General features: G+C 65.0%; 19 protein-coding genes and 1 other RNA gene. 7 read left to right on the forward strand and 13 right to left on the reverse strand.

Translation table 11 applies throughout. The features are described 5' to 3' along the window. Positions 1–98 precede the first annotated feature (98 nt). The 6 genes from GRS80_RS09310 to surE all read right to left on the reverse strand — a co-directional run bounded on the left by GRS80_RS09310 (position 99) and on the right by surE (position 2,912). Positions 99–368 carry a KEOPS complex subunit Pcc1 gene (locus GRS80_RS09310; protein ID WP_149082782.1) on the reverse strand — a complete coding sequence of 90 codons (270 nt, stop codon included), beginning with the start codon at positions 366–368 and terminating at the stop codon, positions 99–101. A 7-nt stretch (positions 369–375) separates the two neighbouring features. Beyond that, positions 376–510, reverse strand: a complete 135-nt coding sequence (locus GRS80_RS09315; protein WP_124196427.1) for a DNA-directed RNA polymerase subunit P — start codon at positions 508–510, stop codon at positions 376–378. 19 nt (positions 511–529) lie between these two features. Continuing rightward, a complete protein-coding gene (locus GRS80_RS09320; RefSeq protein WP_149082781.1) occupies positions 530–793 on the reverse strand; it encodes a 50S ribosomal protein L37ae in 264 nt (87 codons plus the stop codon). A gap of 42 nt (positions 794–835) precedes the next feature. After that, entirely contained in the window at positions 836–1,048 is a 213-nt protein-coding gene (locus GRS80_RS09325) for a hypothetical protein (protein ID WP_160047305.1), read from the reverse strand. Between the two features lie 187 nt (positions 1,049–1,235). Next, positions 1,236–1,982: a DUF2103 domain-containing protein gene (locus GRS80_RS09330; protein ID WP_149082779.1), complete on the reverse strand. Its 747-nt coding sequence runs from the start codon at positions 1,980–1,982 to the stop codon at positions 1,236–1,238. A 69-nt stretch (positions 1,983–2,051) separates the two neighbouring features. Further along, the gene (gene surE, locus GRS80_RS09335) at positions 2,052–2,912 is read right to left on the reverse strand and encodes a 5'/3'-nucleotidase SurE (RefSeq protein WP_160047306.1); all 861 of its coding nucleotides are present in this window, start codon (positions 2,910–2,912) and stop codon (positions 2,052–2,054) included. Between the two features lie 143 nt (positions 2,913–3,055). On the opposite strand from surE, the gene GRS80_RS09340 reads away from it, so the two are divergent. From GRS80_RS09340 to GRS80_RS09345, 3 genes are read left to right on the forward strand one after another with little or no spacing between them, the layout of a single operon-like run. Next, a complete protein-coding gene (locus tag GRS80_RS09340; RefSeq protein WP_149082777.1) occupies positions 3,056–3,445 on the forward strand; it encodes an FxLYD domain-containing protein in 390 nt (129 codons plus the stop codon). Continuing rightward, positions 3,445–3,570: a hypothetical protein gene (locus GRS80_RS20935; protein WP_255455262.1), complete on the forward strand. Its 126-nt coding sequence runs from the start codon at positions 3,445–3,447 to the stop codon at positions 3,568–3,570. The genes GRS80_RS09340 and GRS80_RS20935 overlap by 1 nt, the downstream gene beginning before the upstream one ends. Then, positions 3,567–5,087, forward strand: a complete 1,521-nt coding sequence (locus GRS80_RS09345; protein WP_160047307.1) for a flippase — start codon at positions 3,567–3,569, stop codon at positions 5,085–5,087. Before GRS80_RS20935 ends, GRS80_RS09345 begins: the two co-directional genes overlap by 4 nt. Positions 5,088–5,192: 105 nt before the next feature. Here GRS80_RS09345 and GRS80_RS09350 read toward each other — a convergent pair whose 3' ends face one another. Next, complete coding sequence (locus GRS80_RS09350) at positions 5,193–6,695, reverse strand: MATE family efflux transporter (RefSeq protein ID WP_343161513.1); 1,503 nt, start codon at positions 6,693–6,695, stop codon at positions 5,193–5,195. A gap of 273 nt (positions 6,696–6,968) precedes the next feature. Between GRS80_RS09350 and GRS80_RS09355 the strand changes: the two genes are divergently transcribed. Both GRS80_RS09355 and GRS80_RS09360 read left to right on the forward strand, forming a co-directional pair. Further along, the gene (locus tag GRS80_RS09355; RefSeq protein ID WP_160047308.1) at positions 6,969–8,222 is read left to right on the forward strand and encodes an acyl-CoA thioesterase/bile acid-CoA:amino acid N-acyltransferase family protein; all 1,254 of its coding nucleotides are present in this window, start codon (positions 6,969–6,971) and stop codon (positions 8,220–8,222) included. A 233-nt stretch (positions 8,223–8,455) separates the two neighbouring features. Then, positions 8,456–10,993: a DNA topoisomerase I gene (locus GRS80_RS09360; RefSeq protein WP_343161514.1), complete on the forward strand. Its 2,538-nt coding sequence runs from the start codon at positions 8,456–8,458 to the stop codon at positions 10,991–10,993. A 112-nt stretch (positions 10,994–11,105) separates the two neighbouring features. Here GRS80_RS09360 and ffs read toward each other — a convergent pair. From ffs to fdhF, 5 genes are all read right to left on the reverse strand, one after another. Further along, positions 11,106–11,418: signal recognition particle sRNA (ffs, locus tag GRS80_RS09365), an RNA gene on the reverse strand. Positions 11,419–11,584: 166 nt separating this feature from the next. Continuing rightward, the gene (gene folP / locus GRS80_RS09370; protein WP_160047309.1) at positions 11,585–14,065 is read right to left on the reverse strand and encodes a dihydropteroate synthase; all 2,481 of its coding nucleotides are present in this window, start codon (positions 14,063–14,065) and stop codon (positions 11,585–11,587) included. Positions 14,066–14,144: 79 nt separating this feature from the next. After that, positions 14,145–14,966, reverse strand: coding sequence for a hypothetical protein (locus GRS80_RS09375; RefSeq protein ID WP_160047310.1), 822 nt, complete (start codon positions 14,964–14,966; stop codon positions 14,145–14,147). A gap of 73 nt (positions 14,967–15,039) precedes the next feature. Continuing rightward, positions 15,040–15,783, reverse strand: coding sequence for a uridine kinase (gene udk, locus GRS80_RS09380; protein WP_160047311.1), 744 nt, complete (start codon positions 15,781–15,783; stop codon positions 15,040–15,042). A gap of 58 nt (positions 15,784–15,841) precedes the next feature. After that, positions 15,842–17,986, reverse strand: coding sequence for a formate dehydrogenase subunit alpha (gene fdhF, locus GRS80_RS09385; protein ID WP_160047312.1), 2,145 nt, complete (start codon positions 17,984–17,986; stop codon positions 15,842–15,844). 372 nt (positions 17,987–18,358) lie between these two features. Here fdhF and GRS80_RS09390 point away from each other — a divergent pair, with 372 nt between their 5' ends. Both GRS80_RS09390 and GRS80_RS09395 read left to right on the forward strand, forming a co-directional pair. Beyond that, positions 18,359–18,934 carry a hypothetical protein gene (locus GRS80_RS09390; protein ID WP_160047313.1) on the forward strand — a complete coding sequence of 192 codons (576 nt, stop codon included), beginning with the start codon at positions 18,359–18,361 and terminating at the stop codon, positions 18,932–18,934. A 91-nt stretch (positions 18,935–19,025) separates the two neighbouring features. After that, on the forward strand, positions 19,026–19,700 hold the full coding sequence (locus tag GRS80_RS09395) for a molybdenum cofactor guanylyltransferase (RefSeq protein WP_160047314.1): 675 nt from the start codon (positions 19,026–19,028) through the stop codon (positions 19,698–19,700). Between the two features lie 19 nt (positions 19,701–19,719). On the opposite strand, the gene yqeC is transcribed toward GRS80_RS09395, so the two are convergent. Beyond that, positions 19,720–20,481: a selenium cofactor biosynthesis protein YqeC gene (yqeC, locus tag GRS80_RS09400; protein ID WP_160047315.1), complete on the reverse strand. Its 762-nt coding sequence runs from the start codon at positions 20,479–20,481 to the stop codon at positions 19,720–19,722. Positions 20,482–20,692 lie beyond the last annotated feature (211 nt).

Here is a 20,692-nt window from a genome sequence, read left to right on the forward strand (position 1 = left end):
CGGCGCGTCGAAACCGGCCTCATACGGGTTACTGTACGTCGTTTCCGGCGCAACCACCGGACGGCGGTCGCGCCGGTACATCGGTACAGCAGCCCGTATCACTCACCCGTTTCGAGCGTCCGGGTACCGGTGTCGGCCGTCCGCTCGGCGACGTCGACGAGCGAAAACCAGGTATTGAGCGCTGCTCGAAGCGCGACGACGTCCTCGGCGTCGATCTCGAGACGCACCGTCTCCGCCTCCCGGTCGATCGTCGTCCGTGATCGCTCGTCGTCGATCTCGCCGACCTCGCGGGCGACGCTCTCGGCGACGATACGGGCAGTCGACGCGCTCTCGTAGTCGAACTCGAGGGTCGCGTCGTGAGAAACCACGGGACGGTTACTGGACGCCGACTTCCTTGACGTCGCGGCTGCGTTCTTTCAGGAGCACGCGGTGTCCGCAGTACGGACAGCGGACGCCGCCGTACTCGTCGAGCTGGACGTCACGTTTGCAACGGGAGCACTTGTAACTCATGCGTGGAATGGGGGTGGGGTTACTCGTCGTCCTCGGAGAGTGCAGCGCGGATCGACCGCTTTACCGTTCTGCCGGCGGGTGTCTCCGGACGGTAGGCACCGCCGGTAAAGACCTCGCCGGTTTCGTCGTTCTTCCAGATTCCGGTTCCGACGCGGGTGACGGAGTCGCCGTCGACTTCCGCGTTCTGCATGTCGTCTTCGATCTCGCTGACGCGACGTCGTGCCACCCGACCGTAGCGTGCGCCAAAGCGGCCCGCGCTACCGACTTTTCCTTTCTTGGCCATAGTACTGCTATCTATTCCCAGCGGATTCATAAAGCTGTTGAGTCACGTCGATTCCTCCGACGAACGCTCGGCAACCGGGCCGACGAGCAGTTCGCCGACGATCAGCCCGAACGCCGCGAAATAGCCGATCGGGGCGAGAGGAACGGCGAGCAGTCCGGTTCCGACTCCGGTCGTCGTGACGATCGATCGAACGACGAATCCGCTCATCGCGAGCATCGGGATCATCGCCAGGATGGCGTCGGCGCGCTCGATCATGTCTAATGAGATCTCATTAGCGTGACGCGGATAAGGGCCCGACAACCAGCAGGGAGTGTCTCTTCCATCGACTCGTATCTCTCCAGAGAACCGTCGAAACGGACGCGACCTCCGACCGGGTCGTCAGCCGTCCCATCGAGTTACCTCGTCGCTCGGGAGTCGAGGCGGTGTGTCCGGCGGACGAGCGTCACTGAAACTCCGAATCGGCGAGTACGTCGTTGAGATCCTCGCGGATCCGTTCGCCCATCTCACGGTCTCGAGCCGTCGTCACGACGCGGTTCTCCTGGACGCTCGAGCCGTCCCGGATGAGCATGCGGACGTTGCCGCCGTCGTCAGCGCGAGTGACCTTCGCCCGGAGACCCGACTGCGAACCAGTACCGCCGGCGTCGATGGGGCCCGGAATGACCTTCTTTACGTGTGGGTGGTCGGCCACCGCGTGGATCGCACGCATTCCCGTGCGACCGCCGATGAGCGTCGAGTGGCTCCCTCCGATTTTCTCGGCCGGCGGCGTCTCGACGACGTCGAGCGCGCGCTTTCCCCGACGCTGGAGAACCGCCTCGACGGGGTCGTCGTCGTCGACGCGGTAGAACGGGTAGTGGACCTTTCCGCGGACGGCTCGGATCACCGACCGGGTCCCGCCGGCGTAGACCTCCTCCGGGCGCTTTCGTCTGATCTCGTCGGCGATCAACCCCGCGAAGTTCCGGAGTTCGACGATCTCGTTTTCCCCGTCTTCCGGCGTCGTCGTCACCGTCGTCTCTCCGAGTCTCGGGTCGTCGTCGCGGGCGAACGCCTCCTCGTCTTCCTCGGCGAGCATCGTAAGCGTCGCGCGATCGCGCGCCGCCTCGAGCACCACCGCAGCGGTGTTCCGTTCCCGGCAGACGAGACAGTAATCGCCGGGTTTCTCGAGCGGCGACGCGCAGTGACGACACTCCATACCGATGATTGTCGACGACCCTGTAAAACCGCCGCGTTTCGAGTCGGCCGTGGACCGACTCGGCCCGCGCTACACCCAGCGTTCGAGCAGGTCGCAGACGACATCCGACTCGACGAGGTCGGACGGGATCCGTAGCGGCGAGATCGAGACGTTCCCCTCGAGGAGGGCGTGTCGGTCGGTGTCGGGCGGATCGGGGATATCCCGGTTAGCCATCTGCTGCCAGAGGCGATTCGTCAGTCGAAATCGCCCGTCCTGGGCGGTCGCATCCATCTCGTAGACGTCGGTCGGCCGCGTGATCTCGAGGGCCGCCGAGGACCCCTCGGGCGTCGGAACGTTGACGTTGAGGTAGTCGACGCGGTCGAACAGCCCTGTTCCGGGCGCATTCTCGACGATCGCTGCCGTCACGTCGGCGGCTTCTGAGAAGTCCGCGGGCTCGAGCGGTTCGGCCATTCCGAGGGTGTCCATCGAGACGGCGATCGACGGCAAGCCGAGAAACGCGGCCTCCATCGCGGCGCTTACGGTTCCCGAGCGTGCGAGGACGTAGGTCCCCAGATTCGCTCCGTCGTTACAGCCCGAGACGACGAGATCGGGTGCTGGCTCGAGGGCGTTGACGCCGACGATGGCACAGTCACAGGGCGTCCCGTCGATGGCGTAGCCGAGTTCGTGGTCCGTGTGGGGGACCAGGGACGTAAACTGCCCGTCGGCCATGTCGATCGCCGAGGACTCCCCGTCTCCGGAGAAATCCGGTTCGTCGGTCGATCCCGTGCGGCCGTACGACAGCGATCGACCGACAGCGCTGCGGTCACGATCGGGTGCCACGACGGTGACCGATCCGACCGTCGAGAGTGCGTCGTAGAGTGCTCGAATGCCCGGCGCATCGATCCCATCGTCGTTCGTCAGGACAATTTCCGGCTCGGCTGGCAACTCCATACGAGGTTCGTTCGGGGTGCGACGGTATACGCGTACCTCTCGTCGGCCCCGCACGGAGTACCTTTCGTCGACCCCACTCACCCCTGTCGACCTAACGTCGACGTCCAGAACCCTCAAGACTCGGCCCGCCGAACGGAGAATAGATGTACCGTCGCGGGTTCCTCTCGCTGTCGCTCGCGGTCGCGGTTTCGGGCTGTCTCGAGTTCCTCGAGGACAACGGGGAGGAGATCACCGAACCGGCCGACGTCGAAATCGCCTGGTCCGATCTCGTCCGGGACAATCCCGGAACCGAGGACGAGCGCGTCTACGTCTGGGGGGTCGTTCGAAACGTCGGCGATCGAACGCTGAACTACCTCGAGATCCGGGCGACGTTCTTCGACGAGGAGGGTGAACAACTCGAGAGCGTCATCGAGAACGTCGACGAGGACGTCACCTCGGGCGAGGAGTGGCCGTTCGAAATCGAGTTCCCCCGCTTCGGCGAGGAGGCGGCCACCGTCGAGAGCTACGAACTCGAGCCGGCGACGGGGGTCTGATGGCTCTCTCGATGGGACTCGAGGGAGTACCTCCACCGGCGTCGACCGCGGCCGATCCGGCGACGCCGAGTGGGGGCAACCTGCTGATGCGGTCGGCGGACGAAATCACTGGAACGGGGCCATGACCGATCAGGACGAGGGCGTCTCGACGCTCGCGAAGCAGGGCAGTATCACGTTCGTCGGGAACGTCGTCAACGGCGTCTTCGGCTTTGCGATCGTGATGTTGATGACGCGGTTCGTCAGCCCCTCGGTGTACGGACTGTTCGTGCTCGCGACGTCCGTCATCCTGTTTATGCAGGTGTTTGCGAACCTCGGATTGCCGCTTGCGATCGACTACTTCGTTCCGCAGTATCTCGACGAAAAGGAGTACGGCAAGGCGAAAGGCGTCATCGTCCAGGTGACCGCGACCGTCCTCGTGACGTCGTCGGTCGTCGCGTTCGCGCTCGCGGCCAGCTCCGAACTGTTCGGCGAGCTCTTCCAGGAGCCTTCGATGCGGATCGCGCTGTTGTTCCTCTCGGTGACGATCCCGATGCTCGCGATTTACAACGTCTTGCTCACCTCCTACTACAGCATCAAGAAGCTCCAGTACCGGGTCATCATGCGGGATCTCGTCCGTCCGATCGTCCGCTTCGGCGTCACAGCCGGGCTCTTGCTCGTCGGGTACGGGCTGCTCGGCCTCATCGTCGGTTACGTCGTCGGGCTGTTCGTCGCGATCACGATCGGCGCGGCAGTCTTCACCTACAAGGCCTGGGATCTGCTCTCGAGACCCGTGGAGTTCGTCTCACCGGGTCCGCTCGTCACGTACTCGGTTCCGCTCGCGATGACGAGCGTCGTCTTCGTCCTGATGGGTCACGTCGATTACTTCGTGCTGGGCTACTTCCTCGACTCCGACGATGTCGGGATCTACCGCGTCGGCTACATGCTCGGTTCGGGGCTGATGATCATCTTCAACTCGCTGTCGCCGGTGTTCAAACCGCTGATCGCCGAGACGAGAGACGACATCGAGCTGGTCGAGCGACGGTTTCGGATCATGGCCCGCTGGATCGCGGGGATCACGCTTCCCATCGCGATCGTCCTCTCGCTGGGTGCGAGTTCGTACCTCGCCGTGCTCTATACGCCCCAGTACGCCGAGGCCAACGCTGTCGTCGCGTTACTCGCCGGCGCGTTCCTGTTCAACGTCACCTTCGGCGGTCCCGACGGCTCGTTGCTCCAGGGGCTTGGCTACTCCCGGATCGTCTTCGCCAACACGCTTACGCTCTTCGGGGCGAACTTCCTCGCGTCGGTAGCGCTCGTTCCGGTTCTCGGCATCGAAGGCGCGGCGATCGGATCGGCGACGGCGCTGTTTCTGGTCGGCGGACTCACACTGTTCGAGATCTACGTCCTCGACGGGATTCACCCGTTCACGCGGGACTTCGCCAAGATCGTCGGCGCCGGGGTTCCCGCGGCGATCGCCGGCGTTCCAGTCGTCTACTTCCTCGAGTCCGATCTCCTCGTCGCCGCGGTCCTTCCGATCGCCGTGGTCGGGACCTATCTGTTCACCCTGATCGCGACCGACGCGTTCACCGACGCCGACGCCCAGATGGCCGCCGAGTTCAGCCCGACCCTCGAGAAGTGGCTGCCGGTCGGGCCGTTCGATCGGTGAGGGATCTGCGAAACCGGTGTGGACGACCGCCATACGGTTTGCCGTCCCGATGTCCTGGTGTATCACTGGACGGGTCGCGGTCTCATCGGAAATGACTTACACCGATCAGTCGTCGACGAACTCAGCGTCGGTCTCGGCTTCGCGTTCGCCATGTTCGGTCGCCCCGGCGTCCGCTCCGTCGTCGACGATCCCTTCTCGCCAGGTACCCAGCCGGAACCAGACGACCGCGACGGCGAAGGAGGCGACCATGCCGAAGGAGTACGCCCACCAGATCCCTTCGATCCCGAGGTCGATCCCCGGCACGGTCGGGATCGTCACGCCGAGTACCGGGATCGTCACGGCGGTGAACGCGAGCACGAGCGCGACGGGAACCCGGAAGATCCACCGCGAGAGAAACGACAGCACCATCGCTTCCCGGGTGTTCCCGGCCCCGCGGAACGCGCCCTGGATCACCATCACGCCGGCGAACAGCGCCCAGAAGGGGGCCATGATCCGCAGGAAGACGACGCCCTCGGCGATCACCTCGGGGTCCGCGACGAACACCCGCATGGCCTGGGCCGGAAACGCCATCAGCACGGCCGCGACGGCGAAGATGAGCAGCATCGTTCCCGCCGTCGCGGTTCGCGCTACGGCCGCGGCGCGGTCAGGCGTCTTCGCGCCGAGGTTCTGGCCGACGCCGGTCGCGGTCGCGTTGCCGACGGCGCCTGATACTGCCCACGTCACCGACATCAACCGAACGCCGATCCCGTAGGCCGCCGTCGGCGCGGCACCGAACCGGGCGACGAAGCCGGCCATCGCGACCGATGCGAAGCTTCGGGCCCAGCCGTCGATCGTCGCCGGATAGCCGACGTCGATCAACTGTCGCAAGATTCCGACGTCGGGTGTGAGATCGCCGGGCCGCAGTCGAACGCCGAAACTCCCGTCGAGCAGAATGTAGATCCCCGCAACCGCCGCGATCGCTCGCGAGATGAACGTCGCGACCGCCGCACCACGGGTCCCCATCTCGGGGAACGGCCCCCAGCCGAGAATGAAGAAGGGATCGATCACGACGTTGACGCCCGCCGAAATCAACACGAGCCACATCGCCGTCTTCGTATCCCCGGCACCCTGCAGCGAGGAGCGAAACGCGAAGAAGAGAAAGGTCAGCGGCAGCGCCAGGAAGATGACCTCGATGTACGCGAGCGCCTCGACGAACACCTCGTCGCGAGCGCCGATCAGCCACAGCAGCGGTCGACGAAAGTAGAGGCCGATGGCGGCGAGTACGCCCGAGACGGCGAGCGCGATCAACACCGTCTGTGCGACGACCTTGTCCGCCATCCGGTCGTCGTCGGCGCCGACGTACTGGGAAACCAGCGCGATAGTCGCCGCCGTCAGCCCCATCGCCGTCGAGACGAACATCCACGAGAGCGGGAACATCAGCGAGACGGCCGCGACGGAGATGCCGCCGTCACCGATCTGGCCCACCCAGAACATATCGGCGAGGTTGTAAAACGTCTGCAGGAGGTTCCCGAGAACGAGCGGCCACGCGAGGTGTAGCAGTTTCGGAGGAATCGCCCCCGTCGTCATGTCGACGCGCTTGCGCTCGGTTTCCGGATCCGTCTCTGCCACGAGTCGTGCTCCTATCCGTCCCTCGCCCGGACACCTGAAAAGAACTCGGCTCACGGTCCCGGATTGCCGCGATCGCCCCGCTGCGTTCGGTCGGCAGTCCCTCGGCGCGTCCGCCGCCGGTGTCGGGGTTTCGGACCGACCGCGAACGCTCGAGACGATCCTCCGCGGACGGCCACTATCCGCTCTCGAATCGGGCTATCGACTCCATACTGGACGAATAATATTATATCTGGTATAATAAAAATTTAAATCACATTATCGGATTGTTCGCATATGGAAACATCTGGGGGAAAGCTGGCGGATGCAAATCGTCGTCGATTTCTCGGCGTGGTTGGTGCAGGTGTCGTCGGTACGACGAGTGGTTGTCTCGGCGAGGTCCGGTCGATAGCTGAAACCGAACCGACGTTCGACCACCCCGAGTCCGTCCGGATCGACGAACGGTTCTCGCTCGAGATCAGCGGACTGCCGTCGGGCGAGGAGGTCGAGGTGACCGCGACGGCGGATGACGACAACGACGTCACGTGGTCGACGACTGCGACGTACGAGGCCACCGACGGCACGATCGATCTCGAGGCTGACGTACCGGTGGACGGGACGGACGACGACGCGGGAACGATGCAGTTGATCCAGTCGATGGAGACGGTCGACGGGGAGGGATCTACCTACACACCGCCGCCGGAAGAGACGCTCTCGCTCGAGGTATCCGCGGGCGACGACGTCCTCGGCGCGTCGACGATGACGCGAACCTTCGGCGATCCGGAACTCACCGTGACGGAACTCGACGGTGGGCCCGCCGGAGTGGCGTTCGAACCGCCAGGGTCCGATCCAGTACCCGCCGTCGTGGTCCTGCACGCATCCGAGGCGGAACCACTGACCGATTACGCGCGAATGCTCGCATCGAACGGGTTCGTCGCCCTCGCACTCCACTACTACGGGGCCGAGGGGCTCCCGGACGAACTCGTCGAGGTTCCCCTCGAACTCGTCGACGAAGCCGCGGCGTGGTTGCTCGATCACGACCGGGTCGAGGACTCTCAGGTGGGACTGTTCGGACGGGCGAGGGGTGGCGAACTCGCGTTGTTGGCCGGGAGTCGGTTCGATTCGGTCGGCCCCGTCGTCAGTCTCAACGGGAGCGGGGTCGTGGTAACCGGACTCTCGCCCGGACACGCGACCGAACACGCCTGGACGCTGGACGGCGAACCCATTCCTCACTTTACCGGCGACGACGAACGCGAAGAGGCGGCGATCGCCGTCGAGGAGAACGACGGCCCCGTGTTGCTCGTCTCCGGTGGCGAGGACCTGCTGTGGGAGTCGACTGAACTCACCTCCGTCGCCGAAGACCGTCTCGAGGAACGCGACTTTGCCCACGAGTACGATCACTTGGTCTTCGACGACGCCGGCCACGCCATCCGGTATCCGTACGTGCCGACGGGGAACCGAGAGAACCTCCAACTGGGTGGTACGTCCGCCGGATACGCGGAGGCCGATGGGACCTACTGGCCTCGGGCACTCGAGACGCTTCGATCGTAGTTCGCCCCGATGTGGCGTCCATCGATACGCCGGTGGGGAAGCCGTCGACCAGTACGCCGATCGAATAGCCGGTGGTAACTCCTCACGCGCGTGGCGCGACCACGCGCACACCCGCGCTGTCTGTTGGTTTTGGCGAAAGCGTTATCAGATCCTCAGTCGTAGCGAGCGACGATGCAGGATATTCGCCCGGGCACTTTTGTGCCGACCGCTCGAGACCGGAGAGGTGATCGCCGGTGGAACTGATCATCACCGAGAAGGACAACGCTGCGAGACGAATCGCCGACATTCTGAGCGGAGAGAGCTACGACTCGAGTCGCGAGAACGGGGTCAACGTCTACGAGTGGGGTGGCAAACGTTGCGTGGGGCTGTCGGGCCACGTCGTCGGCGTCGACTTCCCCTCGGAGTACTCCGACTGGCGCGACGTCGAGCCGGTCGAGTTGATCGACGCGGATATCGAAAAGACCGCCACGAAAGAGAACATCGTCGCGACGCTTCGTATCCTCGCTCGCAAGGCGACCCGTGTCACGATCGCGACCGACTACGACCGCGAGGGCGAACTCATCGGCAAGGAGGCATACGAGATCGTTCGCGACGTCAACGAGGACGTTCCCATCCGCCGCGTTCGCTTCTCGTCGATCACCGAAAACGAGGTCCAGAACGCCTTCGACCAGCCCGAAGACCTCGACTTCGACCTCGCTGCCGCGGGCGAGGCACGCCAGATCATCGACCTCATCTGGGGCGCGGCGCTCACCCGATTTCTCTCGCTGTCGGCCGGCCAGCTCGGCAACGATTTCATCTCCGTCGGTCGGGTGCAGTCGCCGACGCTCAAGCTGATCGTCGACCGCGAGCGCGAGATCCAGGCGTTCGACCCCGAGGAGTACTGGGAACTGTTCGCAGACCTCCAGAAGCAGACCGACGGTGCCGACGCCTTCGATGCGCAGTACTTCTACCGCGACGAAGACGACAACGAGGCCGAACGCGTCTGGGACGAAGACGTCGCCAAATCAGTCTACGAGACGCTTTCCGAGCGGGAGACGGTTACCGTCGTCGACGTCAATCGACGGACGCGTACCGACGCGCCGCCGGCACCCTTTAACACGACGCAGTTCATCCGCGCCGCGGGCTCGCTGGGCTACTCCGCCCAGCGGGCGATGTCGATCGCCGAGGACCTCTACACCGCCGGCTACGTCACCTACCCGCGGACCGACAACACCGTCTACCCCGACGACCTCGATCCGGAGGAACTGCTCGACGACTTCGTCGGCCACCCGACGCTCGGCGAATCCGCCGAAGACCTCCTCGAAGCCGACGAGATCTCGCCGACGGAGGGTGACGAGGAGACGACTGACCACCCGCCGATCCACCCGACCGGTGAGATCCCTGCCCGCGGAGACGTCTCCGACGACGAGTGGGAGGTCTTCGAACTCGTCGTCCGTCGGTTCTACGCGACCGTCGCCGACGCCGCCGTCTGGGAACACCTCAAGGTCGTCGCCGAAGTCGGCGATCACCGGCTGAAAGCCAACGGGAAACGCCTCCTCGAGGCCGGCTACCACGACGTCTACCCGTACTTCAGTACGTCGGAGAATTTCGTCCCCGACGTCGACGAGGGCGAAGAGCTGTCGATCGATGGCGTCGAACTCGAGGACAAAGAGACCCAGCCACCACGCCGATACGGCCAGTCACGGCTCATCGAGACCATGGAGGAGATGGGGATCGGGACGAAGAGTACCCGCCACAACACCGTCGAGAAGCTCTACGACCGGGGTTACATCGAGAGTGACCCGCCGCGTCCGACCAAGCTCGCGATGGCCGTCGTCGACGCGGCCGAAAACTACGCCGACCGCGTCGTCAGCGAGGGGATGACCGCCCAGCTCGAGGCGGACATGGACGCCATCGCCTCCGGCGAGGCCGGGCTCGAGGACGTCACCGACGAGTCCCGGGAGATGCTCGAGGAGATTTTCGCGAGTCTGGCGGACTCGCGCGAGGAGATCGGCGACCACCTCCGCAAGTCGTTGAAAGACGACAAGCGACTGGGGCCGTGTCCGGAGTGTGGCGAGGACTTGCTCGTCCGTCGAAGTCGTCACGGCTCGTACTTCGTCGGCTGTGACGGCTATCCGGACTGTGAGTACACCCTTCCGTTGCCCTCGACGGGCAAACCGCTCATCCTCGAGGACGAGTGTGAGGAACACGGCCTGAACGAGGTGAAGATGCTCGCGGGCCGCCAGACGTTCGTCCACGGCTGTCCGCTCTGTAAGGCCGAGGAAGCGGGTGAAGGGCCGATCCTCGGCGACTGTCCGGAATGCGGGGACAGCGCGACGTCGGGAACGTCGCGAGACGAAGGCGGTGAAACCGCCGACGAACACGGCGGCGAGTTAGCGATCAAAACCCTCCAGAGCGGCTCGCGGCTCGTCGGCTGTACGCGCTATCCCGACTGCGAGTACTCGCTGCCACTTCCCCGCCGAGGTGATATCGAGGTCACCGACGAGTACTGCGACGAACACGACCTTCCCGAACTCGTCGTTCACAACGGCGACGAGCCCTGGGAACTGGGCTGTCCGATCTGTAACTACAAGGAGTTTCAGGCCCGCGAAAACGAGAGCGGAACAGACCTCGAGGTTCTGGATGGACTCGGAGCGAAGACCGCCGAAAAGCTCGCCGACGCGGGTATCGAGAGCATCGACGAACTGGTCGACGCCGATCCGAACGACGTCGCCGATTCGGTGGACGGCATCAGCGCTGACAGGGTGCGGACCTGGCAGGCTGACGCCTGATACGGTCTCCTGTCGTCAGTTCCGTGAGGGACTGCCAGGGTGACGGTCTCACATATCCGTACCCGTACGAACGGTGTCGTAACTCGTCGGTACTGTAATTCTGATGAAGTATGAGTGTGGAAGCCGCGATTGCCCGTCGTTCCGAACGGGGGAATCCCGGTTGCCTTCTCCACCCCGCGACCCGTCGAGCGACAGGTGTCCGGCGGTCCACTGCTCGCTTCCGCGCCTGATGGGCTGTCGCCGGCTAACCACGGTGGGACGTCCCTGCGGACGGCCACCGTGGACCGCTGTCCCCGACGGACGAGGCTTCCATGTTGGCTCCCGGGGCCCCGGCCGGTCTGACCGGACGCCCACGGCGTTCGGTCCCCGCTGATGACCATAGCGCGGGTACTGAGCAGGGCCAAACTGCCCGACCTATCCATCTCTCCGTAGGCAGTTGGAACTTAAGGGCCTTTCGTCTCCGCCAGTGACATTCGAGGAGTAACCGACGGCTCGAGGGGAAACCCGTTTCATACGGATTGCTGTAACCGTGTCCCGCCGCTCCCGAGAGTGGGTCCCGGACGCGGCGGTACTGACCGACAGGAAATCGTATCAGTCCCACGCGAACCGGTCCGGGTTCCGCGCTGCCAGCGCCGTCCGGACCGCCGCGACGTTCTCCGGAACGTCGTGGACCCGAACGATGTCTGCGCCGCGGTCGGCAGCGAGGGCACTCGCCGCGACGGTCGCCTCGAGGCGGTCGTCTGCGTCGCGACCGACGTGGGCGAACATCGACTTGTGGGAGTGGCCGACGAGGATCGGACAGTCCAGGGCACGAAACTCCTCGAGGCGTCCGAGCATCTCGAAGCTCTCGCGGGCAGACTTCCCGAACCCGATTCCGGGATCGACGACGATCCGATCGCGGTCGACTCCGGCCTTCTCGGCGAGCAGGATGCGCTCGGACAGCTGGTCGATCACGTCCTCGACGACGTCGTCGTAGACGACCTTGCGGTCCGGAACGACGGGAGTGTCGATGCTGTGCATCACGACCAGGCCCGCGTCGTGGTCGGCGACGACGAACCGCATCTCGGGATCCTCGAGGCCCGAGACGTCGTTGACGACGTCGCCACCGGCCTCGAGGGCCGCGTCGGCGACCGCAGCCTTTCGAGTGTCGATCGCGATCGAAACGTCGAGGTCGGAAAGCCGTTCGACGACCGGGACGACGCGATCGATCTCCGCCGCGGTCGGGACCGGTTTCGCACCGGGACGTGTCGACTCGCCACCGACGTCGATCACGTCGACGCCCGCGTCGACCATCGCCTCGGCGCGTGCGACGGCGTCGTCGACCGAGTCGTACTCGCCACCGTCGTGGAAGCTGTCGGGGGTGACGTTCAGGATCCCCATGACTGCGGTGCGGTCGTGCCACGGGTACCACGGATCTGTTTCGGGGTCCGACGAGCCGATCTCGAGGCTCTCCCGGAGGTCCCGCGCGATCGATCGAACACCGCCGCGTCCAGGCGAGCGGGACTCGAGGGTCTCGACGAGGCTAGTAAACTGCGCGAGCGTCCCCATTAGGACGGCGTCGACGCGCTCGTCGGTTCGGTCGCCGCCGGTGAGAACGCACTCGCCACCGAGACGGAGGAGTTCTTCCTGCAGCCGGTTCGCCTGGCTCACTTGCAGATTGGTTTCGACGACCCGGTGTATCGCGCTTCGTTCGGCTCGGTCGACGTCGACCGCGTCGACGTCCGCCCCCTCGAGCGCGTCGCGGGCGTCGTCGCGATTCCGGATTCGCTTCGGGACGCTCACTGTCGACCAGCGCGAGCGCGCTTCTGCAACTGCGAACAACGACCCCGTGACGAGCACGCAGTCGTCCGGATCGACCTCCGCCAGAGCGGCCTCGAGGGCATCGGGGACGGAGGGGTTCGTCCGGACGTCCGTGACGCCGGCGTTCGCGAACACCTCGGCCAGCACCGCATCCTCCTCTGCGCGCTCGAGTGACGGCTCCGTCGCGACCACCGCGTCGGGGATCGGCAACGCAGCCACCATCTCGCGGTGGTCCTTGTCGTGCATCGCGCCGAAGACGACGATCAGATCGTCGTACTCGTACGTGGCGAGCGTCTCGGCCAGTTGCTCGCAAGCACCGGGATTGTGCGCACCGTCGAGGATCACCAGCGGATCGGTCCCCATCACCTCGAACCGGCCGGGCCAGTGGGCGTTTCGGAGGCCGCGTTCGAGCTCTCCGTCACTGACGTCGCCGACCTGGCCGGCGAGAACGGCGGCGATCCCGGCGTTCTCGGCCTGGTGTCTGCCCGGAAGTGGAATCCTCGTCTCGAGGTCGATTCCCGCACCCTCGATCGACACGGCGGCTTCGGTGTGGTTCGTCCGGCCTTCGTACGTTACGCGAACGTCCAGCGGTTCCCCGTCACCGGTGGCACCGCCGTCGGTCGCGCCGACAGTGATTACGTCACCCGCGACCTCGCGGACCGCCTCGAGCGCGGAGCCCGTGACGCCGGTGACCAGCGAGGCGTCGGCGGGGGCGACGTGAGCCTTGTCGCGGGCGATCGCCTCCTCGGTGTCACCGATGATCCCCGTATGCTCTAAGGTGACGCTCGTGACCGCACTCGCGATCGGATCGACGACGCTCGTCGCGTCGTACTTTCCGCCGATTCCCACCTCGAGGATTGCGACGTCTACGTCCTGTCGGCCGAACTGCCACAGCGCGAGTCCGGTCATCGTCTCGAAGAACGTCGGCGACTCGCCGTCGCTGGCTCGCGCTCTCACGTAGTCGCGGACGGCTTCGACGTACTCGGTGACCGCCGACCGTGGGATCTTCCGCCCGTCGACCCGGACGCGCTCTCTGACGTCCGTCAGGTGTGGAGACGTGTAGAGTCCGACCGAGAGACCGGCCTCGCGGAGCGTCCGTTCGACCATCCGGGCCGTACTCCCCTTCCCGTTGGAGCCGGCGATCTGGACGAACTCGATCGACTCGTGTGGATCACCGAGATGTGAGAGGAGTCGCGCTGTCGACTCCGTCCCCGGTTTCGGGCGAAATCGCCGCAGACCGAAGAGGAAGTCAACCGCCTCGTGATACTCCATACTCGAATCACAGAGTCCGATCGCTTTAGGGTGTCGAACTCGACCGTTCCGGCGGGCCGTAGCGGTCGGCCCCGGACGCTCACGTCGGATTTTCTCTCGCGAACCGACCGCCGTCCCAGCCGCGTAGCCGCGACCTGACGACCGACTCGAGCGCCCACGCCAGCGCGAGCACGAGCGCGTACGGGCCGAACAGGAGGATGTGAACCGGACTGTCGGTCGTCACGAAGACCTCGACAGTCAGGAGATAGGGCACGAGTAACACGAACAGGATCGCCGGCGAGACGATTCCGCGAGCGTACAGCGCAGCCAGCGGAACGGCCGCGACGGCGGTCGCGAACGCCAGAACTGCGATCGCGGCGACCGACGGGCGAATGCCGGCCCGAAGGACCAACAGCGTGGTCGCGACGCCGACGAGTGCTCCGAGACCGAGAACCGACCACGCCAACTCCGATCTCGAGAGCGGGAACGCGGGAAGATTCCGAAGACGGTCGTCGCCGACGCCGTAGCCGCGCCTGATCGCGAACTCGAGGCCGCCGGCGACCAGCAGCAACGAGAGCCAGACGTACCACGTGTTCGCGTAGCTCGCGACGTGGGTCGGCCCGTCGACGATCACGTATCCGTCGAGTGTGCTCCACTCCGGATTCGGCGTCGTCAACTCCAGAGAGACGGTGGCGCCGAGGACGAAGACGAATCCAGCCACGGGTGCGAGGAGACGGGTGTGTGCGGAGACCGATACCGCGAGGAGTCCGACGGCGAAGGTGGTCACCGCGAGAACGGCGACACTCGACGCCGACTCGAGCGTCGGGTACCCCGCACGAGCGTAGAGTGCGAGGACGGCGGCGACGTTCGTCAGACCGGCGAGCGCACCGATCGCGACGGTCGTAGCGGAGGGGCGAGCCATACCTGTCCCGTCGGCGCCGACTCACATGTACTTTTTCGCACCTGTTCGACCGACGGACACCGAGCGACCACACTCACTCGGGTGCGCCCGTGTGGTCGGGTGACTCGGTCCCAGGTTCGCCCCGCTCGAGACTCGGGCCCCGACTCGAGTCGAACTCATCGAGCTCCGAATCGGGATCCGAGCCGAACTCATCGAGATCAGAACTGCCGCGTTCGGCTTCGATCTTGTCGATGAGAAGATCGACGGCGATCCGGTTCGATCCCTCGGGGATGATGACGTCCGCGTTCTTCTTCGTCGGCGCGACGAACTGCTCGTGCATCGGTTTGACCGTCTCGAGATACTGCTCGATCACGCCCGCTAACTCCCGGCCGCGGTCGACGACGTCGCGTTCGATCCGGCGCAAAATCCGGACGTCGGCGTCGGTCATCACGTACACCCGGAGGTCGAGCATCTCGAGGATCCCCTCGTCGTACAGCGAGAGAATGCCTTCGAGGACGATCACTTCCGAGGGGTCGACGGTCACATGATCGTCCGTCCGGACGTGTCTCTCGAAGTCGTACTGGGGCATCTCGATCGACTGGCCGGTCAACAGGGCGTCGAGTTGCTCGCGGAGGAGTTCCCACTCGAACGCCGACGGGTGGTCGTAGTTGACCGTCGCTCGGTCCTCGTACTCGAGGTGTGAGAGATCTTCGTAGTAGTTGTCGAGGGGGATGCGTGTGAGCGGTTCGCCGACGGCCTCCGCGACGTCGTGGGCGACGGTCGTCTTCCCGGCGCCCGTCCCGCCAGCGATGCCGATGACGAACGACGGAATACTCATCGGTCACACCTCGAACCGGCCGATAATCAATCCCGTGATACCGGGTCGGTCGTTGCGCTCACTCGAGGTCGACCTCGATTTCGGCCGCGGCGGCCTTGTACTCCGGGATCTTCGCTCTATCGTCGAGTACGTCGTTCGTAAGACGGTTCGCGGAGGCGGCCGCGAAGTGTGGCGTCGTCCAGACGACGCCTTCTTTCGTGTCCTCGGTTACCTGTGCGACGACCTCGATCTCCCCGCGTCGTGACGAGAGCGTGACCTCGTCGCCGTCTTCGACGCCGTATCGCTCGGCGTCGGCAGGGTGGATATCCACGACGTTCTCGGGGACCTGCCGCTCGAGCGTCGGCGATCGACGGCTCATCGTCCCCGTGTTGTAGTGTTCCTCGACCCGCGCGGTCGTCAGGATCAGTGGGTACTCGTCGTCGGGCGTTTCCGCCGGCGGCGTGTGGCTGACGCCTTCGATGTGAGCCAGCCCGCTCTCGGTGTCGAACTCTTCGGCGTAGAGGTAGGGATCGCCCTCGTCACCGGGGACGTAACACGGCCAGTGAAGCCCCTCCGTCCCGAGTGCGTCGTAGCTCATTCCGTGGTAGATCGGACAGACCTCCCGCAGCTCCTCGAAGACGGATTCCGGATCGTCAAACGCGAAGCCGCCGCCGGGAACCGCCTGACTCTCCGTCGAACCCGACTCGTCACCGTCGAACAGTCGGCTACCGATCTCCGAGAGGATCGCGAGGTCGTGTTTCGTGTTCTCGTGGACGTTCTCGACGCCGCGCATTCGCTGGACCCGTCGGTCGGTGTTTGTGACGGTTCCGTCGCGTTCGGCCCACGACGTCGCTGGCAGGACGACGTCTGCGTACGCTGCCGTTTCGGTCAGGAAGATGTCCTGAACGACGAGGAACTCGAGGTCTTTGATCCGTTCGGCGACCTGGTTCGCGTCGGGTTCGCTCATGACCGGGTTCTCGCCCACGACGTAGAGGCCGTGGACCGAGTTGCCGAACTCGTGAGAGATCTCGACGTTCGTCAGGCCCGGTTCGTCCGGTATCTCGAACCCCCAGACGTCCTCGACGCGCTCGCGCGCCTCGTCGTCGTCGACCAGTTGATAGCCCGGCAGGACGTTCGGCATCGCACCGACGTCACAGGTTCCCTGGACGTTGTTCTGCCCCCGCAGTGGGTTGACGCCGGTGCCGGGCCGCCCGAGGTTGCCCGTGATCAACGCCAGGTTGATCTCGTTTTGGACGTTGTCGACCCCACAGCGGTGTTGACTCATCCCCATCCCAGTGAAGATGGCCGCATTGTCGGCCTCGGCGTACTTCTCGGCGGCCAGTTCGATCTCCTCGAGGGGTACGCCACACTCCTCGGCTGCCGCCTCGGTATCGAACCCCTCGAGCGTTTCCTGTAGGTCGCCGAACCCCTCCGTGCGCTCCTCGACGAACGTCTCGTCGACCCAGCCGTCTTCGGGGTGGTTTTCGTGGTGCTCGAGAATTGTCTCGAGGACGATATTGAGGAGCGGGATGTCGGTTCCCGGATTCAACTGGAGGTGCTGGTGGCGGTCGGTGTCGTCGATCCCGAACGATCGCGTCGTCTTGTTGGCGTGGGGGTCGACCTGGATGACGGTCGCGCCGTCTAACACCGCCTGCCGGAAGTACTGGCTGTTCGCGATCGGGTGTTGTTCGCCCGGATTCGCCCCCTGGATCCAGAACAGGTCACACTCCTCTCGCAAATCCGCCATGCTGTTGGTCATCGCCCCCGCGCCGAGGCTGGTCCGCAGCGCCCAGACCGTCGAGGCGTGACACATCCGCGTGCAGTTGTCGACGTTGTTCGTCCCGTAGCGGCGGGCGAGTTTCTGGAGGAGGTAGTTCTCCTCGTTCATCGTCTTCGAGGAGCCGAAAAATCCCATCGCGTCCGGATCGTACTCGTCTCGGATGCGCTCGAGTTCGCTCACGACGTACTCGTAGGCCTCCTCCCAGGTGGCCTCGCGGAACTCACCGTTGTCCCGTATCAGAGGATCGGTCAGCCGACCCTCGTGGTCGACGACCTCGGTCGCCGCGCCGCCCTTGATACAGATGCGCCCCTCGTTGACCGGCGCGTTGCCCCAGGGTCGAAAGCGGACGTCGCCGCGCTCGTCTCCCTGACTGATTTTGATGCCACACCCGACGCCACAGTAGGGACAGATCGTCTCGACCGTTTCCTGTTGATCACTGGACATTCGTGGAGTACCCCTCGAAATCGAACCGCGTTGTATCCATTCACCACTCGAGCGTGCATGAGTGTTTCTCTCATACGGATTCCTGTCCCGACGTCCCGGCGCACCCACCGCCCGGGTCGCAGGTGTGTCAGCACTGACCGACAGTAACCCGTCTCATACGGTTTACTGTAGATCATTTCCGGTGAGACCGCGACCTGGACGGCGGTCTCACCGGTAAATCGCTACAGCAATCCGTATCAGGCCAGAAGCCAATTTCGTCGGTCGAATTCGAAGTCGGCTCTCGCTCGAGACCCCGGTCACATACCATACTGACGTGTTACCAGCACCGGTTCGCCCGAACTGCTAACACCGGTCACGACGCACACTACCGCAATGGAACTCACGCGATCGATCGTCGAGACCGAGGCGCGGGCCTACCGGGAACACGCTCCGCTGGCCGTCGTCGAGACGGAGAACCTTGAGACGCTGCCCGGCGCGTTCGCGTCGGGCGAGTACGGACGGCGCGACGCCGCCTGGATCGTCCGCTGGTACTACCGGCGCTTCCTCGGCGCGTATCCCGACGACCGGCGACGGGAGGCGGAGGACCGGTTCTGGGACACCGAATTCGAGGACGTCAGGAGCGCCATCGACGACGCAGTGAACGCAGACGACGCCGTGGTTGGTCTCGAGTCGCTGATAGAACTCGACGGGGTCGACGTTTCCGTCGGCTCCGGCTTCCTCCAGTTTATCGATCCCGACGAGTACGTCGTCGTCGGGCCACGGGTGTGGGCGACGCTTCACGCGGCCGGCGACCTCGAGCGATCTTACCCCGACCCGCCGTCGATTTCGGCGTACGAAACGTACCTCGAGCGGTGTCACGAACTCGCCGACCGCTTCGACTGCGATCCGTGGACGCTGTATACGGCGCTGTTCAGACTCGGTGACAACGGCCACCCTGACTCCGCGTGACCACGCTCCGGCCGGCTACCGCCCGCCGAACCGACGTCGGTTCGCCCGCCCGGCCCGGACCCTTTTGAGCCGGCCCGACTAACTGGCGGGTATGACCGCGGACTCCGAACCATCGGAGCGATCCGCCGTCGTCCTCGCGGGAGGTCACTCGACGCGGTTCGGTGAGGCCGACAAGGCCGTCGCCGACCTCGCGGGAACGCCGATGATCCGCCGAGTCGTCGACCGAGTTCGACCTCTCGTCGACGACCTCGTCGTCAACTGCCGGGCCGAACAGGTGTCCACGATCCGGGATGCCCTCAAGTCCGGCACCCACTGGACGGACATCGATCGTGACCAGACGACCTGCTTCGCGGTCGATCCCGTCCCCGACCAGGGCCCACTCGCCGGTATCGCGACGGGGCTTCGCGCGGTCAACGGCGAGTACGCGGCCGCCGTCGCCTGTGACATGCCGTTCGTCGATCCGGGTTTTCTCGAGTCCCTGTTCGACCGCGCGATCGGCCACGACGCCGCCGTCGTACGCGTAGACGAGTGGTACCAGACGACACAGGCGGTCTATCGGACCGACGCGACGGCCGAGGCCTGCGAACGCGCGCTCGAGCGAGGCGACCGACGGATTGTGGAGGTGCTCGCCGACCTCGACTGTGTCGTCCTCGAGGAATCGGAGATGCGTGAGCACGCGATCCTCGAAACGTTCGAGAACGTCAACACCCGTGAGGAACTCGAGGCGGCGGCTGAACGGCTCGATGCCGATCGCGCGCCGCACTAATCCCTCGGTCGTCCGGTCGTCACCCTCGCTCGAGCACGTCGACGACCGGCTCGTCGGCGATCATCCGCGCGAGGACCACCCGCGAGACGCGCGGCGCCAACTCGATCACTGCCGTCCCGATCTCGCGAGCCACCTCCGCAGCCGCGGCGTCGTCGACCTTGTTGAGAACCGGGACGACCGTCGCGTCGTCGGGGACGTCCGCCAGTCCGCCCCGCTCACTCGCGAGGACTCGAGCGACGTCGATCGGCCGGATCGGGTCACCGATCTCGCGTCCGGTGATCGCCGCCACTCGTTCGGGTCGGTGAACCTGATCGGTCGAGAGCGGCGAACCGACCGCGGCGATGCTGGCGATCGGGACGACCGTCTCCGCGGCCCGCGGAAGCTGTGGCTCGTGATCGTCGGGCGCTTTGAGTTCGCGGGTCCGAGCCCCGTCGGCTTTGACGAGGACGAGATCCGCCACTCCGCTCGCTGCGAGGTCGGCGACCACCGATGGCTCGTAGCCGACGTACCGATCCTCGCCTTCCGTATCGGGAACGACGCCGAGAGGCCCCCGGTCGATTTCTGCACCCGTCCGCTCGACGGCCGCGATCGGATCGTCGGTGACGACGACTCGCTCAACCTGTCGGTCGAAGATCGGAATTCTGACGGTTGCAGTGACGACTGTCCGCGCTCCTCGATCGGCGGTTCGTCGTGCGAGCGCGTAGAGTGTCGTTTTCTTCCCACCTGCCCCGACGACAGCGACGAGACCTGACTCGGCCTCGAGCGCCTCGAGAACGTCCATGTTCTCGATACCTTGGCGAGCGACTAATCGGTTTGGTGGTTATCTAGCAGTACTTCCGGGGTTTAGTTTCAGCAGCTGTTTTTCCGCCGTAGAACCCATCTATTGAGAAGATGAAAGGCGGTGGTGCAGAAGGCTTCACAAGGAAGTGGTAGGACGAATTTGATGTGTCCAGCAGCAAAGCCGTCCTACCGGATAATGATACGGTCGCACA

The organism is Natrialba sp. INN-245 (assembly GCF_009807105.1).
In the GTDB taxonomy this organism is placed as follows: Archaea; Halobacteriota; Halobacteria; order Halobacteriales; family Natrialbaceae; genus Natrarchaeobius; species Natrarchaeobius swarupiae.

Excerpts from the sequence above, each read along its gene's own strand:
- GRS80_RS09315 (WP_124196427.1), bottom strand. The coding sequence starts at position 510 with ATGAGTTACAAGTGCTCCCGTTGCAAACGTGACGTCCAGCTCGACGAG.
- GRS80_RS09320 (WP_149082781.1), bottom strand. The coding sequence starts at position 793 with ATGGCCAAGAAAGGAAAAGTCGGTAGCGCGGGCCGCTTTGGCGCACGC.
- GRS80_RS09325 (WP_160047305.1), bottom strand. The coding sequence starts at position 1,048 with ATGATCGAGCGCGCCGACGCCATCCTGGCGATGATCCCGATGCTCGCG.
- GRS80_RS09330 (WP_149082779.1), bottom strand. The coding sequence starts at position 1,982 with ATGGAGTGTCGTCACTGCGCGTCGCCGCTCGAGAAACCCGGCGATTAC.
- surE (WP_160047306.1), bottom strand. The coding sequence starts at position 2,912 with ATGGAGTTGCCAGCCGAGCCGGAAATTGTCCTGACGAACGACGATGGG.
- GRS80_RS09340 (WP_149082777.1), top strand. The coding sequence starts at position 3,056 with ATGTACCGTCGCGGGTTCCTCTCGCTGTCGCTCGCGGTCGCGGTTTCG.
- GRS80_RS20935 (WP_255455262.1), top strand. The coding sequence starts at position 3,445 with ATGGCTCTCTCGATGGGACTCGAGGGAGTACCTCCACCGGCGTCGACC.
- GRS80_RS09345 (WP_160047307.1), top strand. The coding sequence starts at position 3,567 with ATGACCGATCAGGACGAGGGCGTCTCGACGCTCGCGAAGCAGGGCAGT.
- GRS80_RS09355 (WP_160047308.1), top strand. The coding sequence starts at position 6,969 with ATGGAAACATCTGGGGGAAAGCTGGCGGATGCAAATCGTCGTCGATTT.
- folP (WP_160047309.1), bottom strand. The coding sequence starts at position 14,065 with ATGGAGTATCACGAGGCGGTTGACTTCCTCTTCGGTCTGCGGCGATTT.
- GRS80_RS09375 (WP_160047310.1), bottom strand. The coding sequence starts at position 14,966 with ATGGCTCGCCCCTCCGCTACGACCGTCGCGATCGGTGCGCTCGCCGGT.
- udk (WP_160047311.1), bottom strand. The coding sequence starts at position 15,783 with ATGAGTATTCCGTCGTTCGTCATCGGCATCGCTGGCGGGACGGGCGCC.
- fdhF (WP_160047312.1), bottom strand. The coding sequence starts at position 17,986 with ATGTCCAGTGATCAACAGGAAACGGTCGAGACGATCTGTCCCTACTGT.
- GRS80_RS09390 (WP_160047313.1), top strand. The coding sequence starts at position 18,359 with ATGGAACTCACGCGATCGATCGTCGAGACCGAGGCGCGGGCCTACCGG.
- GRS80_RS09395 (WP_160047314.1), top strand. The coding sequence starts at position 19,026 with ATGACCGCGGACTCCGAACCATCGGAGCGATCCGCCGTCGTCCTCGCG.
- yqeC (WP_160047315.1), bottom strand. The coding sequence starts at position 20,481 with ATGGACGTTCTCGAGGCGCTCGAGGCCGAGTCAGGTCTCGTCGCTGTC.